The sequence below is a fragment of the Pseudomonas sp. NPDC089743 genome, assembly GCF_044748785.1.
In the GTDB taxonomy this organism is placed as follows: domain Bacteria; phylum Pseudomonadota; class Gammaproteobacteria; order Pseudomonadales; family Pseudomonadaceae; genus Aquipseudomonas; species Aquipseudomonas putida_X.
On the sequence record NZ_JBIVGS010000005.1, the window covers coordinates 100,297 to 123,801 of the forward strand.

Consider the following 23,505-nt stretch of genomic DNA (forward strand, 5'->3'; position numbering starts at 1 on the left):
GGGTTTGCAGTCCATGAGCAATGTTCGCAGCAAGATCTGCGGGATTACCCGCATAGAGGACGCGCTGGCCGCCGTCGAGGCAGGGGCCGATGCCATCGGTTTGGTTTTCTATGGCAAAAGCCCGCGCGCCGTCGATGTGCGCCAGGCGCGGGCAATCATGGCCGAACTGCCGCCCTTCGTGACCACGGTCGGCCTGTTCGTCAACGCCTCGCGCTGCGAACTCAACGAGATCCTCGAGGCTGTGCCGCTGGACCTGCTACAGTTCCACGGCGACGAAACCCCGGCTGACTGCGAAGGCTATCACCGCCCGTGGATCAAGGCGCTGCGCGTACGCCCGGGTGACGACCTGGAGGCTGCCTGCCGGCACTATGCCGGTGCGCGTGGCATCCTGCTCGACACCTATGTCGCCGGGGTACCCGGTGGTACCGGCGAGGCGTTCGACTGGTCGCTGGTGCCTGCACGGCTGAGCAAGCCGATCATTCTCGCCGGGGGCTTGTCTGCCAGCAACGTCGGCCAGGCCATCGCCCAGGTGCGGCCGTATGCGGTGGATGTGAGTGGTGGTGTGGAGCAGGCCAAGGGCATCAAGGACGCGGCGAAGATCGAAGCGTTCATGCGCGCGGTGAAACAGGCGTGATGCCAGATGTGACGGCTGGCGGCGGGCCATCGTCCATAACTATCGCAGCCCTGCGGGGCGGCTACCGGCATGCCGGTTGGCCAAAGAATACGTTGACGACGGTGCGGTACACAGGCAGCCCCTGTGGCCGGTCCGTCATCGTTTGACAGAAGAATTTGAGCTCAAAGGGCAGGGCATGGCCGGCCAGACTGGTCCCCGCCCGCCAATACTGGAGAAATAAAGCATGAGCAACTGGTTAGTCGACAAACTGATCCCTTCGATCATGCGTTCCGAGGTGAAGAAGAGCTCGGTGCCAGAAGGCCTGTGGCACAAGTGCCCAGCCTGTGAGGCCGTGCTGTATCGTCCGGAGCTGGAAAAGACCCTTGATGTCTGCCCCAAGTGCAACCACCACATGCGCATCGGCGCCCGTCAGCGCATCGACATCTTCCTCGATGCTGAAGGCCGTGCCGAGCTGGGTGCCGAGCTGGAGCCGGTCGACCGCCTGAAATTCCGCGATGGCAAGAAGTACAAGGACCGTCTGGTCGGTGCCCAGAAACAGACCGGCGAGAAGGACGCGCTGATCTCCATGAGCGGCACCCTGATGGGCATGCCGATCGTGGTCAGTGCCTTCGAGTTTTCCTTCATGGGTGGCTCCATGGGCGCCGTCGTCGGTGAGCGCTTCGTCCGCGCTGCCAACTATGCGCTGGAAAACCGCTGCCCGATGATCTGCTTCTCGGCCTCCGGTGGTGCGCGCATGCAGGAAGCGCTGATCTCGCTGATGCAGATGGCCAAGACCTCGGCCGTGCTGGCCCGCCTGCGCGAAGAGGGCATACCGTTCATCTCCGTATTGACCGACCCGGTCTACGGCGGTGTTTCCGCCAGTCTGGCGATGCTTGGCGATGTCATTGTTGGTGAGCCAAAGGCGCTGATCGGCTTCGCCGGCCCGCGCGTGATCGAGCAGACCGTGCGCGAAAAGCTGCCTGAAGGCTTCCAGCGCAGCGAGTTCCTGCTGGAGCACGGTGCCATCGACCTGATCATCTCGCGTGGCGATCTGCGTCCCCGCCTGGCTCGCCTGCTGGCGCAGATGACCGGCCAGGAAACACCCGAGCAGGCACGCGAGGCCGCTGCGGTCGCCTGATGAAAGACAGAACCCTGGGCGAATGGCTCGCCTACCTCGAGCAGTTGCACCCCTCGGCCATCGACATGGGGCTGGAGCGTTCGCAAAAGGTGCTTGCACGGTTGGCCCTGGGCAAGCTGGCGCCTCGTGTGGTGACGGTCACCGGCACCAACGGCAAAGGCTCGACCTGTGCCTTCCTGGCGTCGTTGCTGCGTGCCCAGGGGTTGAAGGTTGGCGTGTACAGCTCGCCACACCTGTTGCGTTACAACGAACGGGTGCTGATCGACGGCCAGGAGGCCAGTGATGAGCGCCTGTGCGAAGCCTTCGCTGCCGTCGAGGCCGCCCGAGGCGAGATTTCCCTCACCTATTTCGAGATGGGCACCCTGGCGGCATTCTGGCTGTTCTACCAGTCCGGGCTGGATGCCGTGGTGCTTGAAGTGGGGTTGGGGGGGCGTCTGGATACCGTGAACGTCATCGATGCCGACCTGGCTCTGGTGACCAGTATCGGCGTCGACCATGTCGATTACCTGGGCGATACCCGCGAGTTGGTCGCCTTCGAGAAGGCTGGCATCTTCCGCCCGGGCAAACCAGCGCTGTGCGGTGACCTGGATCCCCCTCAGCCACTGTTGGACAAGGCCCGTGAACTGACGGCGCCGTTGTTCCTGCGTGGGCGCGACTTCGACCTTGCCAGCGCCGATACCACCTGGCACTGGCGTGGTACGGCAGCAGATGGCGCCGCGGTGGAGCTGTCAGGCCTGCCGCTGCTCGACCTGCCGATGGAAAACGCCACCCTGGCGCTGCAGGCGTACCTGCTGATGGGGCTTGCTTGGGATGCCGGGCAAATCCGTCAGGCACTGCTCGATACCCGTATCACCGGGCGGCTGGACCGTCGTACGCTCAATTGGCAAGGCAAACGCGTAGAGCTGTTGCTGGATGTGGGGCATAACCCCCATGCAGCAGCGTATCTGGCGCGTCGCTTGTCAGTGCGGCCGGTCGAGGGCAGGCGTTTGGCCGTGTTCGGCCTGCTGGCGGACAAAGACCTGGCGGGCGTGTTGGCGCCTTTGCATGGCCTGGTCGATGACTGGGCGGTGGCGCCTTTGCAGTCACCGCGCAGCCGCCCGGCCGCCGAGCTTGTCGGCGCCTTGACGAACCTCGGTGCGTCGGTGAAGTCTTATGCCAGCGTCGGCGCCGCCCTTGATGGGCAATGCGCTCAGGCGATGGCGGGTGACCAGATCCTGCTGTTCGGTTCGTTTTTCTGTGTTGCCGAGGCCCTGGAATGGCTTGGGCAGCAGGCCCTGGAGGGGTGAGTAGATGGCAGTGCTGGATAAAGGGATGAAACAGCGCATGGTGGGTGCGTTGGTGCTGGTGGCGCTGGCGGTTATTTTCCTGCCGATGCTGTTCACCCGCGAGGACGAAATGCGTCAGGTGCGCGTCGAAGCCCCGCAGGCACCGGCGATGCCGAGCTTGCCTGAAGTCAAGGTAGAGCCGGTTGCAGTGCCCGAGCCGCAACCGCTGCCGCAAGAGCCGCAGCAGGCGCCAGTGGTGGTCAATGAGTCCTCGGCCCCGGTGGCCACGCCGAGCCAGCCGATCACGCCGTCGCCGCAAACCCAGGCGCAGGTCCAGCCCAAGCCGCAGGCGCCGGAGCCGGCGGCCAAGCCCCAGGCGCAAGCGGCCGCTACCCCTGCGCCGGCGGCAAGCGCCAGCCCAGCGTCGAAAATCGATGCCAACGGCTTGCCGGTGAGCTGGTCGATCCAGCTGGCCAGCCTGTCCAATCGCGCCGGGGCCGAGAGCCTACAGAAAACCCTGCGCAGCCAGGGTTACAACGCCTACATCCGTTCGGCCGGTGGCATGAACCGGGTCTATGTGGGGCCGCTGATCGAACGTGCCGAGGCCGAGCGCCTGCGCGATGCCATCAATCGGCAGCAGAAGCTCAAGGGCTTCGTGGTTCGTTTCCAGCCAGAACGCGGTTGATTCCAGGGGCTGCTCTGCAGCCCATCCGTGGCCAAGCCAATCGGCCTGACATTCCGCTTACTCCCGGCCCTTTGCTCTGGTAAAATGCGCCGCCTCAAACGTCTGCAGGCAGCACCGTGGCATTTACCTGGGTTGATTGGGCGATCATCGCGATCATCGCCGTTTCCACACTGATCAGTCTCAAGCGCGGCTTCGTCAAGGAAGCTTTGTCCCTGCTCATCTGGATCATTGCCGGTGCAGTCGCCTGGATGTTCGGTGGGTCGCTCTCGGTGTATCTTGAAAGCTACATCCAGACCCCATCGATGCGCATCATCGCTGGCTGCGCCATTCTCTTCGTCGCCACCCTGCTGGTGGGCGCGATGGTCAATTTCCTGGTCGGTGAGCTGATCCGCGTGACCGGGCTGTCCGGTACCGATCGTTTTCTCGGCATGGCCTTCGGCGCGGCGCGCGGGGCCTTGCTGGTGGTGGTTGCCATCGGCCTGCTCAGCCTGGGGCCGGTGCAACAGGATACCTGGTGGCAGGAATCTCGCCTGATACCACAATTTCTATTGGTCGCTGACTGGTCGAAGAACCTGATTCTGGGTTTCACCAGCCAGTGGATGTCCAGTGGGGTGATCAGCACTCCGGCTGATCTCCCGTTCAAGGAACAGTTGCTCGGGCCTGCAAAGCCTTGAGCGCTATTCACTCAAGTTTCATCAAAGTAGGGGTTGCGTCGCATGTGTGGCATCGTCGGTATCGTCGGTAAGTCGAACGTCAATCAGGCGCTGTATGACGCGCTTACGGTCCTCCAGCACCGCGGCCAGGACGCTGCAGGTATCGTGACCAGCCACGACGGCCGGTTGTTCCTGCGCAAGGATAATGGCCTGGTGCGCGATGTCTTCCAGCAGCGCCACATGCAGCGCCTGGTAGGCCATATGGGTATCGGCCACGTCCGTTACCCGACTGCGGGCAGCTCGACCTCGGCCGAAGCCCAGCCGTTCTATGTCAACTCGCCGTATGGCATCACCCTGGCGCACAACGGCAACCTGACCAACGTCGAGCAGTTGGCCAAGGAGATCTACGAGTCCGACCTGCGCCACGTCAACACCAACTCCGACTCGGAAGTGCTGCTGAACGTGTTCGCCCATGAACTGGCGGTGCGTGGCAAGCTGCAGCCTACCGAAGAAGACGTGTTCGCCGCCGTTTCCCACGTGCACAGCCGCTGCGTCGGTGGTTACGCGGTGGTGGCGATGGTGACCGGCTACGGTATCGTCGGCTTCCGTGACCCCAACGGCATTCGCCCGGTGGTGTTCGGTCAGCGCCATACCGACGAAGGCGTCGAGTACATGATCGCCTCGGAAAGCGTTGCCCTGGACGTGCTCGGCTTCACCCTGATCCGCGACCTGGCGCCGGGCGAGGCGGTGTACATCACCGAGGAAGGCCAGCTGTACACCAAGCAGTGCGCTGAAAGCCCGAAACTGCAGCCGTGCATCTTCGAGCACGTCTACCTGGCCCGTCCGGACTCGATCATGGATGGTGTTTCGGTGTACAAGGCGCGCCTGCGCATGGGCGAGAAGCTGGCCGAGAAGATCCAACGCGAACGCCCGGACCACGACATCGACGTGGTCATCCCGATCCCTGACACCAGCCGCACCGCCGCCCTGGAGCTGGCCAACCACCTGGGCGTCAAGTTCCGCGAAGGTTTCGTCAAGAACCGTTACATCGGCCGTACCTTCATCATGCCCGGCCAGGCTGCCCGCAAGAAGTCGGTGCGCCAGAAGCTCAACGCCATCGAGCTGGAGTTCCGCGGCAAGAACGTGATGCTGGTCGACGACTCCATCGTGCGCGGCACCACCTGCAAGCAGATCATCCAGATGGCCCGCGAAGCCGGCGCTAAAAACGTCTACTTCTGTTCCGCGGCCCCTGCGGTGCGTTACCCCAACGTCTACGGCATCGACATGCCGAGCGCTCACGAACTGATCGCCCACAACCGCACCACCGACCAGGTGGCCGAGTTGATCGGCGCCGACTGGCTGGTCTACCAAGACCTGCCGGACCTGATCGAATCGGTCGGTGGCGGCAAGATCAAGATCGAGCACTTCGATTGCGCGGTGTTCAACGGTGAATACGTCACCGGCGACATCGACGAAGCTTACCTCGACCGCATCGAGCAGGCGCGCAATGACCTGGCCAAGGTGAAGAACCAGGCGGTCAGCGCGATCATCGACCTCTACAACAACTGATTTGGAGAGCGACGGCATGACGGATCAATGGGATGCCGGGCGACTGGACAGTGACCTCGAGGGTGTCGGCTTCGACACCCTGGCGGTGCGTGCCGGTCAGAACCGTACACCGGAGGCGGAGCACAGCGAAGCGCTGTTCCTGACCTCCAGCTATGTCTTCCGCACGGCCGCCGATGCGGCTGCGCGCTTTGCCGGTGAAACCCCTGGCAACGTCTATTCGCGCTACACCAACCCCACCGTGCGTGCCTTCGAAGAGCGCCTGGCGGCGATGGAAGGTGCCGAGCAGGCCGTGGCCACCTCGACCGGTATGGCGGCGATCCTCGCTGTGGTGATGTCCCTGTGCAGCGCCGGCGACCATGTGCTGGTTTCGCAGAGCGTGTTCGGCTCGACGATCAGCCTGTTCGAGAAGTACTTCAAGCGCTTCGGCGTGCAGGTGGACTACGTGCCGCTGGTCGATCTGGCGGGTTGGGACAAGGCCATCAAGGCCAATACCAAGCTGCTGATCCTCGAGTCGCCTTCCAACCCGCTGGCCGAACTGGTGGACATTGCTGCGCTGGCCGAAATTGCCCATGCCCGTGGTGCCATGCTGGTAGTGGACAACTGCTTCAGCACCCCGGCGCTGCAGCAGCCGCTCAAGCTTGGCGCTGACATCGTGTTCCATTCCGCGACCAAGTTCATCGACGGCCAGGGCCGTTGCATGGGTGGCGTCGTGGCCGGGCGCAGCGAGCAGATGAAAGAGGTGGTGGGCTTTTTGCGCACTGCCGGTCCGACCCTCAGCCCGTTCAATGCCTGGATCTTCACCAAAGGCCTGGAAACGCTCAAGCTGCGCATGCGTGCGCACTGCCAGAGCGCTCAGCAGTTGGCCGAGTGGCTGGAGCAGCAAGAGGGTGTCGAGAAGGTGCATTACGCCGGCCTGCCAAGCCATCCGCAGCACGAGCTGGCCAAGCGCCAGATGACTGGCTTCGGCGCGGTGGTGAGTTTCGAGGTCAAGGGGGGCAAGGAGGGCGCCTGGCGCTTCATCGATGCCACGCGGGTGATCTCGATCACCACCAACCTGGGTGACAGCAAGACCACCATCGCCCACCCGGCCACCACCTCTCACGGCCGCCTGACCCCGCAGGAGCGTGAGGCTGCAGGTATTCGCGACAGCCTGATCCGCGTGGCTGTCGGCCTGGAGGACGTCGCCGACCTGCAAGCCGACCTTGCGCGTGGGCTGGCAGCACTGTGATCGACTGGAAGGGCGGCTCGCCGGGCCATAACGGCCGGGTAGCACTGGTAACCGGTGCCGCACGCGGCATCGGCCTGGGCATTGCTGCCTGGTTGATCTGCGAGGGCTGGCAGGTGGTGCTGAGCGACCTGGACCGCCCTCGCGGCGCCAAGGTTGCCAAGGCCTTGGGTGAAAACGCCTGGTTCATCACCATGGACGTGGCCGATGAAGCTCAGGTGAGTGCCGGGGTTTCCGAGGTGTTGGGGCAGTTCGGGCGGCTGGACGCGCTGGTGTGCAACGCGGCCATCGCCAACCCGCATAACCAGACCTTGGAGAGCTTGAGCCTGGCGCAATGGAACCGTGTGCTGGCAGTCAACCTCAACGGCCCGATGCTGCTGGCCAAGCACTGCGCGCCGTACCTGCGTGCGCACAATGGTGCGATAGTCAACCTGACCTCGACCCGTGCCCGGCAGTCGGAGCCAGATACCGAGGCTTACGCCGCGAGCAAGGGCGGCCTGGTGGCGTTGACCCATGCCTTGGCCATGAGCCTGGGCCCGGAAATCCGCGTCAATGCAGTGAGCCCGGGCTGGATCGATACGCGTGATCCTGCGCAACGCCGTGCCGAACCGTTGAGCGAAGCCGACCATGCCCAGCACCCGACGGGCAGGGTAGGGACGGTGGAAGACGTCGCGGCCATGGTGGCCTGGCTGTTGTCGCGCCAGGCAGCGTTCGTCACTGGCCAGGAGTTCGTGGTCGATGGCGGCATGACCCGCAAGATGATCTACACCTGAGCGGCAAGCTTCAAGCTTCAAGCTTCAAGCTTCAAGCTGCAAGAGGGACCGTGAGGTCCCTTAGTCATTTGTGGGGAGCGGGAATCGTATGGGCGACACCTGGCTTTTTCTTGCGGCTTGCAGCTTGGAGCTTGGAGCTGCAAGTCGCGAGAGCGGTCGTAAGGTCCCTTAGTCATTTGTGGGGAGCGGGAATCGTATGGGCGACACCTGGCTTTTTCTTGCGGCTTGCGGCTTGGAGCTTGGAGCTTGGAGCTGCAAGTCGCGAGAGCGGTCGTAAGGTCCCTTAGTCATTTGTGAGGAGCGGAAATCGTATGGGCGACACCTGGCTTTTTCTTGCAGCTTGCCGCTTGCCGCTTACCGCTGCCTTCAAAAAAAATCCAACGGGGGTATTGACTTAGCGTCGGCACCTGCGTAAATTTCGCGGCCTCAGCGAAGCAAACGCAACAAGCAACATCGCGAGGGTGATTAGCTCAGCCGGGAGAGCATCTGCCTTACAAGCAGAGGGTCGGCGGTTCGATCCCGTCATCACCCACCACTTCCTGAGCGTTCCTGATGCAGGGTGCTTCGACAGAAGCCAACTGCTGGAGAGGAACAAGGCCTGATAAGCCACCATGCGCAGCGGTAGTTCAGTCGGTTAGAATACCGGCCTGTCACGCCGGGGGTCGCGGGTTCGAGTCCCGTCCGCTGCGCCATTTTTCAGTAACAGATGGGTGCCTGGCACCGGTCTGAAGCCGAAGGCAAAATTGCCTCAGGCTGATCCCAGTTCAATCAGGCGCAAGCCTGAACGATACGCAGCGGTAGTTCAGTCGGTTAGAATACCGGCCTGTCACGCCGGGGGTCGCGGGTTCGAGTCCCGTCCGCTGCGCCATCTTCGTTTCGAAGCCCCTTGAACGCTTCGAAGCAACAAAAAGAGCGATCTACGTGTCGCTTTTTTTGTGCCTGACCTGAGTGGTGTTCACCGCAAGGGGAAAGCACAGTTTCAACCGGGCGAAAGCCCAAGCGATACGCAGCGGTAGTTCAGTCGGTTAGAATACCGGCCTGTCACGCCGGGGGTCGCGGGTTCGAGTCCCGTCCGCTGCGCCATCTTCGCCTCGAAGCCCCTTGAACGCTTCGAAGCAAAACGAGAAAAGCGACCTTAGGGTCGCTTTTTTTCGTTCATGCGGCCGCAAAGTCAACATTTACACGATGCTGACAGACTCTTCACCGTCGAACGGTTTCAGTGCAAGGGCGCTGTGATGCACAATAGGCACCTCTCGACTTACCCGGAATTCGCAATGACCAGATCATCCGTCTTTGGTGCGCTCGGGCTGGCCCTGGTGCTGGCGGGCGTGACCGGTTGCTCCTCGAAAAAAACCGCCATCTATGAGCACGAGAACTTCGATGACTCAGGCACCTTCTCGCGTAGCTTCCCGGTCAGTGAAGCCGGCTCGTGCGAGGCTGCCCGGCGTGCGCTGCTGAGCCAGGGTTACATCATCACCAGCAGCGGTGCCAACCAGATAGCCGGTAACAAAAGCTTCCAGCAGAACAGCGAAAACCACCTGCAGATCAGCTTCAGCGTGACCTGCGCGCCCGACAGCGGTGACGAACAGCGTTCGACCATGTTCGCCAACGCGCTGCAGGACCGCTACGCCCTCAAGAAGTCCAATACGTCCGCCAGCCTCGGCGTCGGTGTGTTGGGTTCGGTTTCGATGCCTATCGGCTCCAGTGACGATTCCATGGTCAAGGTCGCCAGCGAGACCGTGACCGCGCCGCAGTTCTACGAGCGTTACTTTGCGCTGGTCGAAAGCTACTTGCCTAAACCCAAAGCGAAGAAGGTCAGCAAGGCCAGGGTTGAAGCGCCGGCACCCAAGGTCGAGAACACAGCGCCTGCGTTGGGGCTGCCTGAGCAGGTTTCGCCAGCGCCTGTGAGCGCTGCTCCTTTAGCAGAGTCGGCATCAGCACCAGCACCAGCACCGGCACCAGAACCAACACCAGCTCCAGCTTCAGCTCCAGCTGAGGCGGTGCTCCCGGCAAGCGAGGCGCCAGCTGCGCCGGTAGTTGACGACAGCCAGGGATCGCAACCCGTCGCACCCCCGGCCGCGCCGGCGCCGATTGAAGTGCAGCAGGAGGCACAGCCTGCCGAGGCTGAAGCACCGGCTCTCTGACCGATCTGCCCTGAGGAGCCGTCAACACGGCGTTTCATGCGCTGTTACAGATACTCAGACGATAACTTTCTGAACACCTGCTACGTTTACCACTCATAGGCTTGTAATCAGTTCTTCATCCAGCCTGCTTAGGCTGGAGGGCATGACCAACGAAGATAAAAGAGTGAAGAGGACGCAGGGTATGGATGAATATCAGGAAGAGCTGCTCGAGTACCAAGCCTACGAGCTGGACACCCCGGAACCGGCCGACGACGCCACCGAGCTTTGACCGACCTGCCGCTGACTGCGGCGCACCCCTCCCGGTGTGAGGCCCGTCCAGCGCTTGAACGCGCGCTGGAAGGCTTCAGCCGATGCAAAACCCAACAAATAGGCAATCTCACCGAAGGTCAATTCCGTATCGCGGATATAGGCTTCGGCGAGGTCACGCCGTGTGTCATTGAGCAAGTCACGAAAGCGCGTGCCTTCCTCTGCCAGTTTGCGCCGCAAGGTCCAGGCGGGCAGTTGCAGGCGCAGTGCAACTTCTTCCAGGCCGGGTTCACGGCCCCCGTTGAGCAGGGGGCCGAGCAGGTGGGTGATGCGCTCGCCCAGGCTGCGTACGTGGGTGCGCTGCAGCATGTGCGTTTCACACAGTTGCAGCAGGTGCTGCCAGGTGCTCGGGCAATGCTGGGGGTTGGCCAGCTCCAGCGTGGCTCGGCCCAGGCGCAAACGGTTACCGCTGGCGGCAAACTGCACGGCTGTACTGCATAGCGGTTGATACTGGGCGGCGTAACCGGGGGCTTCGAATTCGATCTCCAGGCGCTCGGCCAGTACAGGCGTTTCGGTCAGGGCCGCAAGCTGGGCCAGCCAGCCGGTCAGCAGGGAATCAACCACGAAACGGTTGTAGGCGTTATAAGGGCTGATCGAGTAGAAGCTCAACCATGCCCCCTGGGCATCTTCCTGATAACTCGAATGCCCGCGGTAGTTGGCGGCATACAGCGGCTCGAAACGCAGCAGGGTACGGGCGGCTTCGCCCAAGGTAGGCGCCTGCGCGGCTGTCACGCCCGCGAGACCCGCCTGGGCCAGCCGGCTCAGGCGCCCCATGTGCAGGCCCAGAGCAGGCTCCCCGCACAGCGCGATTGCAGCATGCCCCAAGTGCATGTAGCGGGGGATCGACAGCCGCGCACCGGCTTCGGCCAAGCGTGTCTCATCCAGCCCGTAACGGCGCAGCAGCGGCTGAGGATCGTGACCGAGGCCTTGCAGAGCCTCAGCCAGCGGCTGGACGAAACCTACCGAGAGGTCGCCCAGGCGAACGCGGGGGCGGGGCATACCCCTACAGCCACACGTTCAGCAGGCGTGCGCCCTGGCTGGGAGGGCCTGTGAGCAATTCGCCACTTTGATGGGCGAAGCCTTGGCCGTCGCTGCCTTGGTCCCAGAACTGCCCACGCATGAATACACTCATGCTGCTGACCCCCTGGCCGGCAGCCTCGGTCAGGCGTTGCCAAGCGGTCTTCTCACTCACTTCACCGCGTTGCAGGGCAAGCTCGGCCGCCGCATCCTGGTGCCGGTTGCCGCGCCATGGCGCTTGCCAGCTGTCCTTGCCGCTCAGGAAAACCGGATTGGCGACCAGTTGTACCTGCTGGCTCTGCAGCTGCTGGTGGTTCTCCGGGTACCAACTGTCGCTGCCGATCAGCACGCCCAGACGCCCGGCCGGGGTTTGCACGACTTGCAGTGGTTGTTTGCGGCCATCATGGATATACCGCCGTACCTGGCTGTCGGGGAATTGCTGGCGTTGCGGCTGGCCCAAGGGTGAACCGTCGCCGGCGAACACCAGGCTGCTGTTGAACAATGGGCCGCCGCCGGCATGCAGCACGCCTTGTTCCACATACGGGTCAGGCAGCACGATCGAGCCGGCTACCAAGGTCACGCCGAACTCCTTGGCCAGGCTGCCGAACAGTTGCTGGTAGTCGCTGGCCATCTGCTGAGCCTTCATGCGCAAGTGCGCATCGGCCCGGCGGTCGTCGCCGCTGGCGCGCAATATCGCCAGGCCATAGCGCAGCGGGTTGCTCAGCTCCAGCCATTGCTCCGCTTCGCGGCTACGGGTGACCTGGTAGAGTTCGTTCTTTTCACCGCGAGCCCACAGCCAGGTACCGATGTGCTCTGGCAGTACCACCACCGTGCGCGGGCCGATCAGGCCTTTGGCGCGGGCTTGTTGCAGGTAGGCCGACAGCTTGCGGTGCAGGCGTTGCAGGTTTTGATAGTCGCTTGGATAAAGCAGGGGCTCGACGCCCAGCAGGTTGCCCTGCTCGCCGGGCACGCCGTGGTCCAGCGCCAGTTCGATGCGCAGGTCGGAGAGGTAGTGGCCTTCCGGGCGCTGCTGGGTCCAGAAGCCATAGCCGCACAGGGCGGCGATCATCACCAGCGCCAAGGCGCTTGCCAATAGTTTTCGCATGCCTTTGATGTCGTTGATACTCGCAGTGACGCGGCGGTAAACCAAGAATTCGCTAAGCATTGTGTCACAGTCGCGGTCTTGAGCGTGCCTCGCGCAGCCGTCGATTTCAACTGGGTTTGGCAGGTGCGACGTTGTCGATGATCTGCTTTGCCAATGCGTGGTAGAGGGAAACGGGCGAAATGCAACCAGAGATGCCGGCCGCCATCAATGTCACTGCCAGCATCGGGATGGCCAGGTCCGGGCTGTGGGTAAGCTCCAGAACGATCACCGATGCAGTCAACGGCGAACGCGTCACCCCAGCCAGGTAGGCGCCCATCCCCAGCAGTGCGCATGCCTGGGGATCGACATTGGGTATCACGCGCAACAGCGGCTCGAATGCCGCACCGATGCTCAGCGAAGGTGAGAACAGGCCCCCCGGTATGCCCGAGAGGTAAGAGACGACATTGGCCAGAAACTTCCAGAGCAGGAAACTGGCGTCGGTGATCGGTCGGCCCTCCAGCAAGGCCCGGGTCTCTTCGTAGCCGGTGCCGAACACATGGTTGCCGGACACCAGCCCCAGCACTGCCAGCACCAGCCCGCAGCTCGCCGCGAAGCGCACCGGATAGCGCCCGCGCAGTGCGCAGAGACGGCCAAGCAGGCCCTTGTCGGTAGGCAGCACCAGCCTGGCGTAGCAGCCACCCAGCACCCCACCCAGCAGCGCGCAGGCAGGCACCACACTCCAACCCCAGCCTACGGGCATCCGCCCGCTTATTTCGCCAAAGTAGGCGTTGTGCCCCGTCAGCCCCAGCGTGACCACGCCGCCGATCAGCACCGCCGTCAGCACCAGGCCGCTGAAGCGTTGTTCAAACGTGCGGCTCAGTTCTTCGATGGCAAAGACGACACCGGCCAGCGGGGTGTTGAACGCAGCGGCTATGCCGGCTGCGCCGCCTGCGAGGATCAGGCCGGCAATGGTGCGGCGCCCGTGCAGGCCCAATCGCCGGCCGAAGGAATAGAGCACGGCAGCGCCGATGTGAACGGTCGGCCCCTCGCGCCCGACCGACCCCCCTACCAGCAGGGCGCCCAACGTCAGGCTCATGCGCGCGGCGGCAACGGGTATCGAAAGCAGTCGGGCCCGCAGGCGCCGGGATGGCATTTCCAAGGCGGCGATCACCTGAGGTATGCCACTACCTTTGGCATTTTCGAACCAGCGCTGTGTCAAATAGGTCAGAAGGGCGAAGCCCAGGGGAGTGATGAGCAGGGGTGACCAGGGCAGCCATTCCAGCAGGCGCTTGAACGAAGCGAATGCGGCTTCGGCCAGCCAGGCGAATGCCAATGCGACAAGCCCCACCAACAGGGCCCCGATCCAGAACGCCAGACGCTGACGCCATTCTCGCCAGCGTGCACGGGCGAGAGGGCGGGAAGGGAGGCTGGTACGGTCGGGCATCGTCTATGCAGTATCGGCGAATAAAGCCACGAGTATGACGTGTATGAGCGGGGTGGCAAACCCGACAGAGGTGGTATTCAGGCAGGGCGGGCAGGCGCCTGGTTGTTTCGGCCAGTGCGGTCGCGCCAGGCTGGCTCGAAATGTGTATCGATTTGAGATTTTTATCCTCGGAGGTTACGGTTCATGGCTGTTCAAGCGCACAGGCTCGGCAAACGAAGATCTTCCAGGCTGCTAATCTGGGCAGATATCGTGGTGCCGGGGCACCCTGTGCTCATCGCTTTACAAGGAGAACTGCCGTAATGACAGCAGCCGATAAACCCAGGAGCACACTCAACCCACCCGTTTTTTACACCAGCGCAATACTCATCTTTCTGCTGGTCTTGTACGCCACGGCTTTTCAGACGCACGCCCAGGCGCTGTTCGAACAGGTTCAGCAATGGATCATCACCAACGCCAGCTGGTTCTACATCCTCACCGTAGCGCTGGTGTTGATCAGCGTGGTGTTTCTGGCCGTGAGCCGCTACGGCGACATCAAGCTGGGGCCTGATCACAGCGAGCCTGATTACCGAAAGAGCAGTTGGTTCGCCATGCTGTTCTCGGCGGGCATGGGGATCGGCCTGATGTTCTTTGGCGTGGCCGAACCGGTCATGCATTTCACCACTCCGCCTGTGGGCGACCCTGGTACAGTGGCAGCGGCTCGCGAAGCCATGAAGATCACCTTCTTCCATTGGGGCCTGCATGCCTGGGCGATCTATGCCATCGTCGCGCTCATCCTGGCCTACTTCAGCTTCCGCAATGGTTTGCCACTGACGTTGCGCTCAGCGCTCTATCCGCTGATCGGTGAACGGATTTACGGGCCTATCGGGCACGCCGTGGATATCTTCGCCATCCTCGGCACGGTGTTCGGTGTGGCGACCTCGCTGGGTTATGGGGTATTGCAGATCAACAGCGGTTTCCACCATTTGTTCGGTCTGCCGGTAAACCCCACGGTTCAAGTCATTCTCATCGCTGCCACCTGCGCGTTGGCGACACTGTCCGTGGCCAGCGGCCTGGACAAGGGTATCCGCATCCTCTCCGAGCTCAACCTGAGCCTGGCTGTCATCCTGATGCTGTTCGTGCTGTTGCTCGGGCCCACCGTGTTTCTGCTGCAGGCCTACGTGCAGAATACCGGTGCCTACCTGTCCGACATCGTCAACAAGACCTTCAACCTCTACGCCTATGAACCCACTGACTGGATTGGCGGCTGGACTCTTTTGTACTGGGGCTGGTGGTTGTCCTGGTCGCCTTTCGTAGGCCTGTTCATCGCACGCATTTCCCGCGGGCGGACCATTCGTGAGTTCGTGTGCGGTGTGCTGTTCGTACCCGCAGGCTTCACCTTGCTCTGGATGACGGTGTTCGGGGACTCAGCGATCCACATGATCCTCAACGAAGGCGTCAGGGACCTGGCTGCGGTGGTCGATCAGGACAGTTCACTGGCCTTGTTCGCGTTTCTCGAGCACTTCCCGTTCTCCAGTGTCATCTCGCTGATAGCGGTGCTCATGGTGGTGGTGTTCTTCGTCACCTCGGCGGACTCCGGTGCGCTGGTGGTCGATATGCTCGCCTCGTCCGGGCAAGGCCATTCGCCCTTGTGGCAACGCATCTTCTGGTCGGTCAGCATTGGCGCTGTCGCCATTGCGCTGTTGCTGGCCAACGGTCTCAAGGCTCTGCAGACGGCGACCATCGCCAGTGCCTTGCCCTTCGCCGCCATTTTGCTGATCGCCATCTGGGGCTTGTTCAAGGCGCTGAGCCTCGATGCCACCCGCCGCGGGTTGCGCAATCAGGCCTTGCCCGGCCCACGGCATACGCGCGTTCCCCACGGGGGGTGGCAGCGGCGCTTGCGCAATATCGCCATGATGCCGCGGCGTGCCCATGTGACCCGCTTCATCGCCGAAGTGGTGAAGCCTGCCTGTGAAGAAGTCGCCTCGGAATTGCGCAAGCAGGGCTATGACGTTGCGGTGAACGAGCGCGATGATGGGCGCGTGACGCTTGAGCTTTCCCATGCTGGAGAAGGGCGTTTCCTGTATGAGGTACGCCCGCGCGCATTCAACACTCCCAGTTTCGTCATGCAGGATACCGACGAGGGTTCCGATACCCGCAAGTACTTCCGTGCTGAAGTGCATCTGCGTGAAGGGGGCCAGGATTACGACATCATGGGATGGAGCCGGGACGATGTGATCGGCGACATTCTCGATCAGTACGAGCGCCACTTGCACTACCTGCACGTCGTCAGCTGATCAGCCCTCGCACTGCCCTGTACGCGCGCTCAGGGCAGTGCTTTGCGCCGATCCGCGGCTGCACCGCCTTCGCATGCCCAGAAATCCACGGCAGCAATGCTAGAGGTCGGCGGTCCCACCCAGTAGGAGAGGGGCTGGCACCTGCCCTCGACGCACAATTGATAGTCGCCGGCCTCGGGCGTGCGCCCGGCATGCAGAGGTTGCAGCGGGGGCAGATGGCGGTGGTAGTGCCATGCCCCATCACGCAGGCGAGCGTCATCCGGGATCTCCATGCCGGCGCCGCTGCCTCGCACCCGAGCCTCCTGCAGCACCAGGCCTGCCGGTGTCACCTGATAATCTTCCTCCCAGCGGACCTTCTCCACACTGTGCTGCCAGGCCAGGGTAACCTCCTGCAACGGCAGGCTTGCCCAGACCACACCGGCAAGCCCGATGCAAAGGCTGGTCATGCAGGTTGCCCGGGCGCGGGCCGGCTGCGCCAGTAGTGCCAGCCCATGACGGCAATGCCCAAGGCGAAGCCGACCTCGTCGCTGATGGGCAAGGCAAGAATCAGCGATACACCTGCCATGAACGCCAACAGCCGTTCCCACCATGGCATGGGCATGCGCCAGTGACCGGTGGACGCGCACCCCCAGAGAGCCACTGCAAACATGGCCTTGATCAGCATGTACAAGGTCGCGCCGACGCTGTCGCCCTGCATCATCAACGCCGGGTCATATACCGCCATGAACGGCACGACGAAACCGGCCATTGCAATGCGTACCGCCCAGAAGCTGATCAATAGCCCTTTCTCTTTGGCAATGGGGGCGGCGGCAAAGCAGGCCAACGCTACCGGCGGCGTCAGGTCGGCAAGGATGCCGAAATAAAACACGAACATGTGTGAGACGATGAGCGGCACCCCGAGCTCCAGCAAGGCCGGCGCGGCGATGGAGCTGGTGATGATGTAATTGGGAATGGTCGGGATACCCATGCCCAGGACCAGGCAGGTCAACATGGTCAAAAGCAGCGACAGGAATAAGTTTTCCCGGCCCAGGTCGAGAATGTACCCGGCGAATGTCGTCGCCAGGCCGGTTAACGAGATCACCCCGATGATTACCCCGACCAAGGCGCACGCGATACCTACCGGCACCGCATGGCGCGCACCTTCGACCAGGGCCATGACGCAGGCACGGAGGGTGGCACGTCCACCCTGTATGAACGCGCAGGCGATAGCGAGCGCGGCGATCACCAGCAGGATGACACCAATGCCCATGCGGAAGAACCCTGAGCAGAGGATCCCCAGCGCCACCCAGAAGGCCGCCCGCAACCATGTCTTTTGCGCCCGCAGGATGATTGCCGAACCAAGGATGACGATGGCTGTCAGGGCCAGGCCGACCATACCCGAATACAGGGGTGTGCGGCCGGAGAACAGAAGGCCGACCAGTACTACCAGGGGGATCAGCAGGAACCAGCGTTGACGCACTGCCTCCCAGGCACTCGGGCATTGCTCGCGGGGTAGACCATGCAGCTGGCTGCGCCGGGCTTCCAGGTGCACCATCCAGTACACCGAGCCGAAATACAGCAAGGCCGGAATGAGCGCGGCCTTCGCCACTTCGGCATAGGGGACGTTGATCGTTTCGGCCATGATGAACGCCACCGCGCCCATGACCGGTGGCATCAGCTGGCTGCCCATGCTTGCGGTCGACTCAACGCCCCCGGCAAATGCCGGCTTGTAGCCGAAGCGCTTCATCAGCGGGATGGTGAACTGCCCGGTGGTGACCACGTTTGCCACCCCTGAACCGGTGATGGTCCCCATCAGCGCCGAGGAGAATACCGAGACTTTTGCCGGCCCCCCGCTGCGATGGCCGAACAGGCCCATGGCAAAGTCAGTGAACAGCCGGATCATGCCGGCCTGTTCAAGGAACGCGCCGAACAGGATGAACAGGTAGATATAGGTCGCCGAGACATAGGTGGGCGTGCCATACAGCCCCTCGGTGCCGAAGGCCAGTTGGTTGACGATCTGATCGAGGCCGTAGCCGCGATGGGCAAGGTCACCGGGCAGGTACTGGCCGAGCAGCCCATAGGCCAGAAAAAGAGCGCAAATGATGGGCAGGGCGATACCCATCACCCGGCGCGCTGCCTCGAAAACCAGGCCGATCAGCAGCAGGCCGAACACCAGGTCACTGGTGGTCAGTTCCCCGGAGCGTTGAATCAGCTCGCCTTCGAAATGCCACTGGTAGGCAGCAGTGGCCATGCCTGCCAGGCCCAGCAGCCAGCCAAGCGGTTGCCACGGCCTGCGATGACCTGCCCACGGGTAGCTCAGGTACACCACCAGCAGCAAGAACCCTACGTGTACTGCCCGCAGTACCTGACTGGAAACCAGCGGGAAGGCCGCCGTGGCGATCTGAAAGATCGAAAATGCCAAGGCCACGGCAAAAAGCGTGGCAGGCCAACGGTCGGTACTGGCGTGCAGACCTTGCCCGGTATCACTCATGTGCCGCTCCCTCAGGGGTCGAGTCAATAGTCAGGGGAGCAGGTTTTTCTCCTTGAAATACCGTTCTGCGCCAGGGTGCAGTGGAATGGGCAGGTTCTTGGCAGCATTCTGCGGTTGGATATCGCTTGCTGCCGAATGGGCAGTGACCAGGCGCGGCAGGTTTTCGAAGATCAGCCGGGTCATGTCATAGGCCAGGTCATCGCTGATATCGGCGCGTGTGACCAGGATATTGGTGATGGCTACGGTTGGCACTTCAGCGTCCTGGCCATCGTATGTCTTGGCGGGAATGCTCGCAGGTTGATAGGCACTGTTGCCGATTTTGCTCACGATGGCGGCTGGCACAGGTACGAACACTACCGGCAGGGTAGCGGCCAGGTCACGGATGGCCGCCTGGCCGAGCCCGGAAGATTGCAGCGTGGCGTCCAGCTGACGGTTCTTGATCAGCTCTACGGATTCGGCATACGGCAGGTACTCGACCTTGCCCAGGTCTTGATAGCTGAGCCCCGCGGCCTTGAAGATGGCACGGGCGTTGAGCTCGGTGCCGGACTTCGGCGCACCGACCGAGATACGTTTGCCTTTGAGGTCTTGCAGCGAGGTGATGCCCGACTCCTTGCTGGCGACGATCTGGATGTAGTTAGGGTAGGTGCCGGCGATGGCGCGCAGTTTCTTCAGCGGTGCTTTGAAGCCGGCTTCGGCGTCCCCCTTCCAGGCATCGGCCACCGAATCTCCCAGCGCGAACGCCAGTTCGCCCCGGCCGGCTTGCAGCAGATTGAGGTTTTCCACCGAGGCCTTGGTGGCTTGCACTGAGGTCTTGCTGCCCTCGATGCCATGGCTGTAGATCTGGGATATCCCCACGCCGATGGGGTAGTAGACGCCGCTGGTGCCGCCTGTGAGGATGTTGATGAAGGTTGGCGCGGCCTGGGCTGTTGCACAAGCTGCCAGTAGGGTGCTGGCCAAGGCCAGGCGAAGGGCTCGGTTCATGACATTCTCCGCTTATTGTTCTAGTTCCCTGCGTCAGTAAACCTAGAACGAATAAACGGATCCTGCCCGGATTTATTGGTAGCTCGATTGGCTGGCCTGCAATCAGAACCGCCAGAAGGCAGGCGCGACGAGCACCAGCACGGTGAGAATCTCGAGCCGGCCCAGCAGCATGCCGATGGTCAGCAGCCACTTCGCAGCGTCCGGTAGCGAACTGAAGTTGCCCGCAGGCCCGATTACGCTGCCCAGGCCTGGCCCAACGTTGCACACGGCTGTCGCCGCGCCACTCAGGGCAGTGGTCCAGTCAAGGCCTATGAGGGTCAGGGCCAATGCGATCACCGCAATGGTCACGGAAAAGAAGAAGGAAAACGTCAGCAGTGAGCGCACGATTTCTTCATCGATGGGGTGACCATTGTATTTTTTCGAGATCATCGCCCGCGGATGAATCAGCTGTTTCAAACTGCTGACCAGCAGTGACGCGGCGACTTGAAAGCGGAATATTTTCAGTCCGCCGGCTGTGGAGCCCGAACATCCACCGACAAAAGTCAGATAGAAGAACAACAGCATGGCGAAGCTGCCCCAGAGCGTGTAGTCCCCTACCGCAACGCCGGTGGTCGTCACGATCGAAGTCACATTGACCGCCACGATGCGCAACGCATCCCACCACGAAAAGTCACTGTGCCAGCAGAGCCAGGTGCCCACGGTGACCCAGACGAACAGAAGAAAGCCGAGAAAGCCACGCACCTGATGGTCCTTGAACAGGACGCGCCGGTGGCCACGCAAGGTCGCCACATACAAGGTAAAGGGCAGGCTTCCCAGAATCATGATCAGCACCGCGACCCAATGCACGGCTGGCTGAGTCCAGTGGCCAAGCGATGCATCGGACGTCGAGAACCCACCCGTGGAGATCAGCGACATCGAATGATTGATGGCTTCGAAAGGGGTCATGCCGGCGGCCCACAGGGCCAAGGTACCAAGCGCGGTCAGCCCCAGGTAGATCAGCAGAATCATCTTTGCCGCGACGTGCGAGCGGGGTGTCACTTTGTCCGACCAGTCCGACGACTCGGTCTGGAACAGGCGCATGCCACCCACACGCAGTAACGGCAGGATTGCGACGGCCATGCCGATGAAGCCGATGCCCCCCAGCCAGTGCAACAGCGATCGCCACATCAGCAGGCCGGGCGATGCGCTGTCCAGGCCGGTTAGCACCGTCGAGCCTGTGGTGGTGATGCCCGACATGGTCTCGAAGAACGCATCGGTGTAGCTGATATGCCGGATGAACACCATGGGCAGGGCTGCGAACGCACAGACGATGACCCAGCTGGCTGTGGTCAGCATGTACATGTCTCGGGCCCTGAGTTGCGGCGCATCGGGTATGCCACGAGCCACCAGGGCTAGGCCTGCGCACAGGGCGATCAGGCTTGACCAAAGGAAGGCACCGAGGTCCTGGCTAAGGCCATACCACAGCAGCGTGGCCATGGGGATGACCATGCTGACCGCAAGGGTAATCAGGAATACGCCGACGATGAAGGCGATGAAGCGCAAAGCGGGGAGAGGCATTGAGCAAGCTCATAGGGGCAATGACGGGCAGTATCGTCTGTAAGGGCAGGATGTCGAGTAAAAATGACGTAAAAAAGCTGAGCCATGTTACAGCAGGCGACGCGAGTCACGTCGCAGCCCTGGCTGTGCACTATGATCAGTAATTTGTAAGTTTCGATCATTGAGCGCATTCAAACGGCTGTTTAATGTCGTGGGCAGATAAACGACGGGGCCCGCCGAGGCACCCGCATTCCGTGATCACGCCACATGGGGAACCGTTCCATGGCTGCCGACCGCTATCCGCACTTGCTGGCCCCGCTCGACCTGGGCTTCACCACCTTGGCCAACCGCACCCTGATGGGGTCGATGCACACAGGCCTTGAGGAGCGCCCCGGTGGCTTCGAGCGCATGGCTGCGTATTTTGCAGAGCGAGCCCGTGGCGGCGTTGGGCTGATGGTCACCGGCGGTATCGCGCCCAACGATGAAGGTGGCGTGTATTCCGGCGCAGCCAAGCTGAGCACCGAGGGGGAGGCTGACAAGCACCGCATCGTCACCGAGGCCGTGCATGCCGCTGGCGGCAAGATCTGCCTGCAGATCCTGCATGCCGGGCGCTATGCCTACAGCCCTCGGCAGGTGGCGCCGAGTGCTATCCAGGCGCCGATCAACCCGTTCAAGCCTAAAGCGCTGGATGAGGCCGGGATCGAGAAGCAGATCGCTGATTTCGTCAATTGCGCCGTGCTGGCAAAGCGCGCCGGTTACGACGGCGTCGAAATCATGGGCTCTGAAGGCTACTTCATCAATCAGTTCCTGGCTGCCCATACCAACCACCGTACTGACCGCTGGGGTGGCAGCTATGAAAACCGTATGCGTCTGGCGGTCGAGATCGTCAGCCGGGTGCGCGACGCCGTGGGCCCTAATTTCATCATCATCTTCCGCCTGTCGATGCTCGATCTGGTAGAAGGTGGCAGCACCTGGGACGAGATCGAGTTGCTGGCCAAAGCCATCGAGCGGGCTGGCGCGACCCTGATCAACACGGGTATCGGCTGGCACGAGGCGCGCATCCCGACCATCGCCACCAAGGTGCCGCGCGCCGCGTTCAGCAAAGTCACCGCCAAGCTGCGCGGGGCGGTGAACATTCCGTTGATCACCACCAACCGCATCAATACCCCCGAAGTGGCTGAAGCCGTGCTGGCCGAGGGCGATGCCGACATGGTCTCGATGGCCCGGCCGTTCCTGGCCGACCCGGAATTCGTCAACAAGGCGGCGCAGGGGCGCGGCGATGAAATCAACACCTGTATCGGCTGCAATCAGGCGTGCCTGGATCATACCTTCGGCGGCAAGCTGACCAGTTGCCTGGTCAACCCGCGGGCCTGCCACGAAACCGAACTCAATTACCTGCCAGTGAACACGGTCAAGCGCATTGCCGTAGTGGGTGCCGGCCCGGCTGGCCTTGCGGCTGCCACCGTGGCTGCAGAGCGTGGCCACCAGGTGACGCTGTTCGATGCCGCCAGCGAAATTGGCGGGCAGTTCAACGTGGCCAAGCGAGTGCCGGGCAAGGAGGAGTTCTTCGAGACCCTGCGCTATTTCGGCAACAAGGTGAAGAGCACCGGGGTCGAGCTGCGTTTGAACACCCGGGTCGATGTGCCGGCCCTGCTCGATGGCAAATTCGACGAGATCATCCTGGCCACCGGCATCGCGCCGCGTACACCGGCCATTCCCGGTGTCGAGCATGCCAAGGTGCTCAGCTACCTGGACGTACTGCTCCAGCGCAAGCCAGTGGGTGAGGCGGTGGCAGTGATCGGCGCTGGCGGCATCGGTTTTGACGTCAGCGAATACCTGGTGCACCAGGGCGTGGCCAGCAGCCAGGACCGGGAGGCGTTCTGGAAGGAGTGGGGCATCGACCGCGACCTGCAGGCGCGCGGCGGCGTGGCAGGCATCAAGCCCGAGCCGCATGCACCGGCACGGCAGGTGTACCTGCTGCAGCGCAAGACGTCCAAGGTGGGCGATGGCCTGGGCAAGACCACCGGCTGGATCCATCGCACGGGCCTGAAAAACAAGCAGGTACAGATGCTCAACGGCGTGGAGTACCTGAAGATCGACGATGCGGGCCTGCACATTCGTGTCGCTGAAGGGGAGCCGCAGGTACTGGCGGTGGACAACGTGGTGATCTGCGCCGGGCAGGAGCCGCTGCGGGAGCTGCACGATGGGCTGCTGGCTGCGGGGCAGTCGGTGCACCTGATCGGTGGCGCGGATGTGGCGGCGGAGCTGGATGCCAAACGGGCGATCAACCAGGGCTCGCGTTTGGCTGCAGAGCTGTAAGCCAGCCGGG

The 23,505-nt window shown here is 62.5% G+C and carries 18 protein-coding genes and 4 tRNA genes; 15 read left to right on the forward strand and 7 right to left on the reverse strand.

What is annotated here, in order from left to right:
- The first annotated feature begins 13 nt into the window (after window positions 1-13).
- The 13 genes from ACIPZC_RS11435 (at window position 14) to ACIPZC_RS11495 (ending at window position 10,065) form a co-directional block, all read left to right on the forward strand.
- Complete coding sequence (locus ACIPZC_RS11435) at window positions 14-634, forward strand: phosphoribosylanthranilate isomerase (protein WP_349976626.1); 621 nt, start codon at window positions 14-16, stop codon at window positions 632-634.
- A gap of 223 nt (window positions 635-857) precedes the next feature.
- Window positions 858-1,751, forward strand: a complete 894-nt coding sequence (gene accD, locus ACIPZC_RS11440; protein ID WP_241803063.1) for an acetyl-CoA carboxylase, carboxyltransferase subunit beta — start codon at window positions 858-860, stop codon at window positions 1,749-1,751.
- Window positions 1,751-3,037, forward strand: coding sequence for a bifunctional tetrahydrofolate synthase/dihydrofolate synthase (folC, locus tag ACIPZC_RS11445; RefSeq protein ID WP_400626981.1), 1,287 nt, complete (start codon window positions 1,751-1,753; stop codon window positions 3,035-3,037). The genes accD and folC overlap by 1 nt, the downstream gene beginning before the upstream one ends.
- 4 nt (window positions 3,038-3,041) lie before the next feature.
- Entirely contained in the window at window positions 3,042-3,701 is a 660-nt protein-coding gene (locus ACIPZC_RS11450) for an SPOR domain-containing protein (protein WP_400626983.1), read from the forward strand.
- A 116-nt stretch (window positions 3,702-3,817) separates the two neighbouring features.
- On the forward strand, window positions 3,818-4,375 hold the full coding sequence (locus ACIPZC_RS11455) for a CvpA family protein (RefSeq protein ID WP_012313468.1): 558 nt from the start codon (window positions 3,818-3,820) through the stop codon (window positions 4,373-4,375).
- 42 nt (window positions 4,376-4,417) lie between these two features.
- A complete protein-coding gene (gene purF, locus ACIPZC_RS11460; protein WP_012313469.1) occupies window positions 4,418-5,923 on the forward strand; it encodes an amidophosphoribosyltransferase in 1,506 nt (501 codons plus the stop codon).
- 16 nt (window positions 5,924-5,939) lie between these two features.
- Complete coding sequence (locus ACIPZC_RS11465) at window positions 5,940-7,151, forward strand: O-succinylhomoserine sulfhydrylase (protein ID WP_241803066.1); 1,212 nt, start codon at window positions 5,940-5,942, stop codon at window positions 7,149-7,151.
- The gene (locus ACIPZC_RS11470; protein ID WP_241803067.1) at window positions 7,148-7,921 is read left to right on the forward strand and encodes an SDR family oxidoreductase; all 774 of its coding nucleotides are present in this window, start codon (window positions 7,148-7,150) and stop codon (window positions 7,919-7,921) included. Before ACIPZC_RS11465 ends, ACIPZC_RS11470 begins: the two co-directional genes overlap by 4 nt.
- Window positions 7,922-8,380: 459 nt before the next feature.
- Window positions 8,381-8,456: transfer RNA gene (locus ACIPZC_RS11475), tRNA-Val, on the forward strand.
- An 80-nt stretch (window positions 8,457-8,536) separates the two neighbouring features.
- Window positions 8,537-8,613: transfer RNA gene (locus ACIPZC_RS11480), tRNA-Asp, on the forward strand.
- 99 nt (window positions 8,614-8,712) lie between these two features.
- A tRNA-Asp gene (locus tag ACIPZC_RS11485) sits at window positions 8,713-8,789 on the forward strand.
- 138 nt (window positions 8,790-8,927) lie between these two features.
- Window positions 8,928-9,004: transfer RNA gene (locus ACIPZC_RS11490), tRNA-Asp, on the forward strand.
- 191 nt (window positions 9,005-9,195) lie between these two features.
- Window positions 9,196-10,065: a DUF2242 domain-containing protein gene (locus ACIPZC_RS11495; protein ID WP_400626986.1), complete on the forward strand. Its 870-nt coding sequence runs from the start codon at window positions 9,196-9,198 to the stop codon at window positions 10,063-10,065.
- 219 nt (window positions 10,066-10,284) lie between these two features.
- Here ACIPZC_RS11495 and ACIPZC_RS11500 read toward each other — a convergent pair whose 3' ends face one another.
- From ACIPZC_RS11500 to ACIPZC_RS11510, 3 genes are all read right to left on the reverse strand, one after another.
- The gene (locus ACIPZC_RS11500; RefSeq protein WP_400626988.1) at window positions 10,285-11,370 is read right to left on the reverse strand and encodes an AraC family transcriptional regulator; all 1,086 of its coding nucleotides are present in this window, start codon (window positions 11,368-11,370) and stop codon (window positions 10,285-10,287) included.
- Between the two features lie 4 nt (window positions 11,371-11,374).
- A complete protein-coding gene (locus ACIPZC_RS11505; RefSeq protein ID WP_267822138.1) occupies window positions 11,375-12,493 on the reverse strand; it encodes a nitrilase-related carbon-nitrogen hydrolase in 1,119 nt (372 codons plus the stop codon).
- Window positions 12,494-12,599: 106 nt separating this feature from the next.
- Window positions 12,600-13,916 carry a chloride channel protein gene (locus ACIPZC_RS11510; RefSeq protein WP_400626991.1) on the reverse strand — a complete coding sequence of 439 codons (1,317 nt, stop codon included), beginning with the start codon at window positions 13,914-13,916 and terminating at the stop codon, window positions 12,600-12,602.
- Between the two features lie 299 nt (window positions 13,917-14,215).
- Here ACIPZC_RS11510 and ACIPZC_RS11515 point away from each other — a divergent pair, with 299 nt between their 5' ends.
- Window positions 14,216-16,189, forward strand: coding sequence for a choline BCCT transporter BetT (locus ACIPZC_RS11515; RefSeq protein ID WP_241803072.1), 1,974 nt, complete (start codon window positions 14,216-14,218; stop codon window positions 16,187-16,189).
- A gap of 29 nt (window positions 16,190-16,218) precedes the next feature.
- Here ACIPZC_RS11515 and ACIPZC_RS11520 read toward each other — a convergent pair whose 3' ends face one another.
- The 4 genes from ACIPZC_RS11520 to ACIPZC_RS11535 form a co-directional block, all read right to left on the reverse strand.
- The gene (locus ACIPZC_RS11520; RefSeq protein WP_241803073.1) at window positions 16,219-16,635 is read right to left on the reverse strand and encodes a DUF1850 domain-containing protein; all 417 of its coding nucleotides are present in this window, start codon (window positions 16,633-16,635) and stop codon (window positions 16,219-16,221) included.
- Window positions 16,632-18,659 (reverse strand): TRAP transporter permease, encoded by a 2,028-nt coding sequence (locus ACIPZC_RS11525; RefSeq protein ID WP_400626993.1) that lies wholly within the window; start codon window positions 18,657-18,659, stop codon window positions 16,632-16,634. The genes ACIPZC_RS11520 and ACIPZC_RS11525 overlap by 4 nt, the downstream gene beginning before the upstream one ends.
- Before the next feature lie 30 nt (window positions 18,660-18,689).
- Window positions 18,690-19,640, reverse strand: coding sequence for a TAXI family TRAP transporter solute-binding subunit (locus ACIPZC_RS11530; protein WP_400626995.1), 951 nt, complete (start codon window positions 19,638-19,640; stop codon window positions 18,690-18,692).
- 102 nt (window positions 19,641-19,742) lie between these two features.
- Window positions 19,743-21,197: a TrkH family potassium uptake protein gene (locus ACIPZC_RS11535; protein WP_241803076.1), complete on the reverse strand. Its 1,455-nt coding sequence runs from the start codon at window positions 21,195-21,197 to the stop codon at window positions 19,743-19,745.
- Window positions 21,198-21,458: 261 nt separating this feature from the next.
- Here ACIPZC_RS11535 and ACIPZC_RS11540 point away from each other — a divergent pair, with 261 nt between their 5' ends.
- Window positions 21,459-23,495 carry an FAD-dependent oxidoreductase gene (locus ACIPZC_RS11540; RefSeq protein ID WP_400626997.1) on the forward strand — a complete coding sequence of 679 codons (2,037 nt, stop codon included), beginning with the start codon at window positions 21,459-21,461 and terminating at the stop codon, window positions 23,493-23,495.
- Window positions 23,496-23,505: the final 10 nt, after the last annotated feature.

What these genes read in the sequence shown, in the direction of transcription:
- ACIPZC_RS11435 (WP_349976626.1), top strand. Translation starts at nt 14, where the DNA reads ATGAGCAATGTTCGCAGCAAGATCTGCGGGATTACCCGCATAGAGGAC.
- accD (WP_241803063.1), top strand. Translation starts at nt 858, where the DNA reads ATGAGCAACTGGTTAGTCGACAAACTGATCCCTTCGATCATGCGTTCC.
- folC (WP_400626981.1), top strand. Translation starts at nt 1,751, where the DNA reads ATGAAAGACAGAACCCTGGGCGAATGGCTCGCCTACCTCGAGCAGTTG.
- ACIPZC_RS11450 (WP_400626983.1), top strand. Translation starts at nt 3,042, where the DNA reads ATGGCAGTGCTGGATAAAGGGATGAAACAGCGCATGGTGGGTGCGTTG.
- purF (WP_012313469.1), top strand. Translation starts at nt 4,418, where the DNA reads ATGTGTGGCATCGTCGGTATCGTCGGTAAGTCGAACGTCAATCAGGCG.
- ACIPZC_RS11465 (WP_241803066.1), top strand. Translation starts at nt 5,940, where the DNA reads ATGACGGATCAATGGGATGCCGGGCGACTGGACAGTGACCTCGAGGGT.
- ACIPZC_RS11495 (WP_400626986.1), top strand. Translation starts at nt 9,196, where the DNA reads ATGACCAGATCATCCGTCTTTGGTGCGCTCGGGCTGGCCCTGGTGCTG.
- ACIPZC_RS11500 (WP_400626988.1), bottom strand. Translation starts at nt 11,370, where the DNA reads ATGCCCCGCCCCCGCGTTCGCCTGGGCGACCTCTCGGTAGGTTTCGTC.
- ACIPZC_RS11505 (WP_267822138.1), bottom strand. Translation starts at nt 12,493, where the DNA reads ATGCGAAAACTATTGGCAAGCGCCTTGGCGCTGGTGATGATCGCCGCC.
- ACIPZC_RS11510 (WP_400626991.1), bottom strand. Translation starts at nt 13,916, where the DNA reads ATGCCCGACCGTACCAGCCTCCCTTCCCGCCCTCTCGCCCGTGCACGC.
- ACIPZC_RS11515 (WP_241803072.1), top strand. Translation starts at nt 14,216, where the DNA reads ATGACAGCAGCCGATAAACCCAGGAGCACACTCAACCCACCCGTTTTT.
- ACIPZC_RS11520 (WP_241803073.1), bottom strand. Translation starts at nt 16,635, where the DNA reads ATGACCAGCCTTTGCATCGGGCTTGCCGGTGTGGTCTGGGCAAGCCTG.
- ACIPZC_RS11525 (WP_400626993.1), bottom strand. Translation starts at nt 18,659, where the DNA reads ATGAGTGATACCGGGCAAGGTCTGCACGCCAGTACCGACCGTTGGCCT.
- ACIPZC_RS11530 (WP_400626995.1), bottom strand. Translation starts at nt 19,640, where the DNA reads ATGAACCGAGCCCTTCGCCTGGCCTTGGCCAGCACCCTACTGGCAGCT.
- ACIPZC_RS11535 (WP_241803076.1), bottom strand. Translation starts at nt 21,197, where the DNA reads ATGCCTCTCCCCGCTTTGCGCTTCATCGCCTTCATCGTCGGCGTATTC.
- ACIPZC_RS11540 (WP_400626997.1), top strand. Translation starts at nt 21,459, where the DNA reads ATGGCTGCCGACCGCTATCCGCACTTGCTGGCCCCGCTCGACCTGGGC.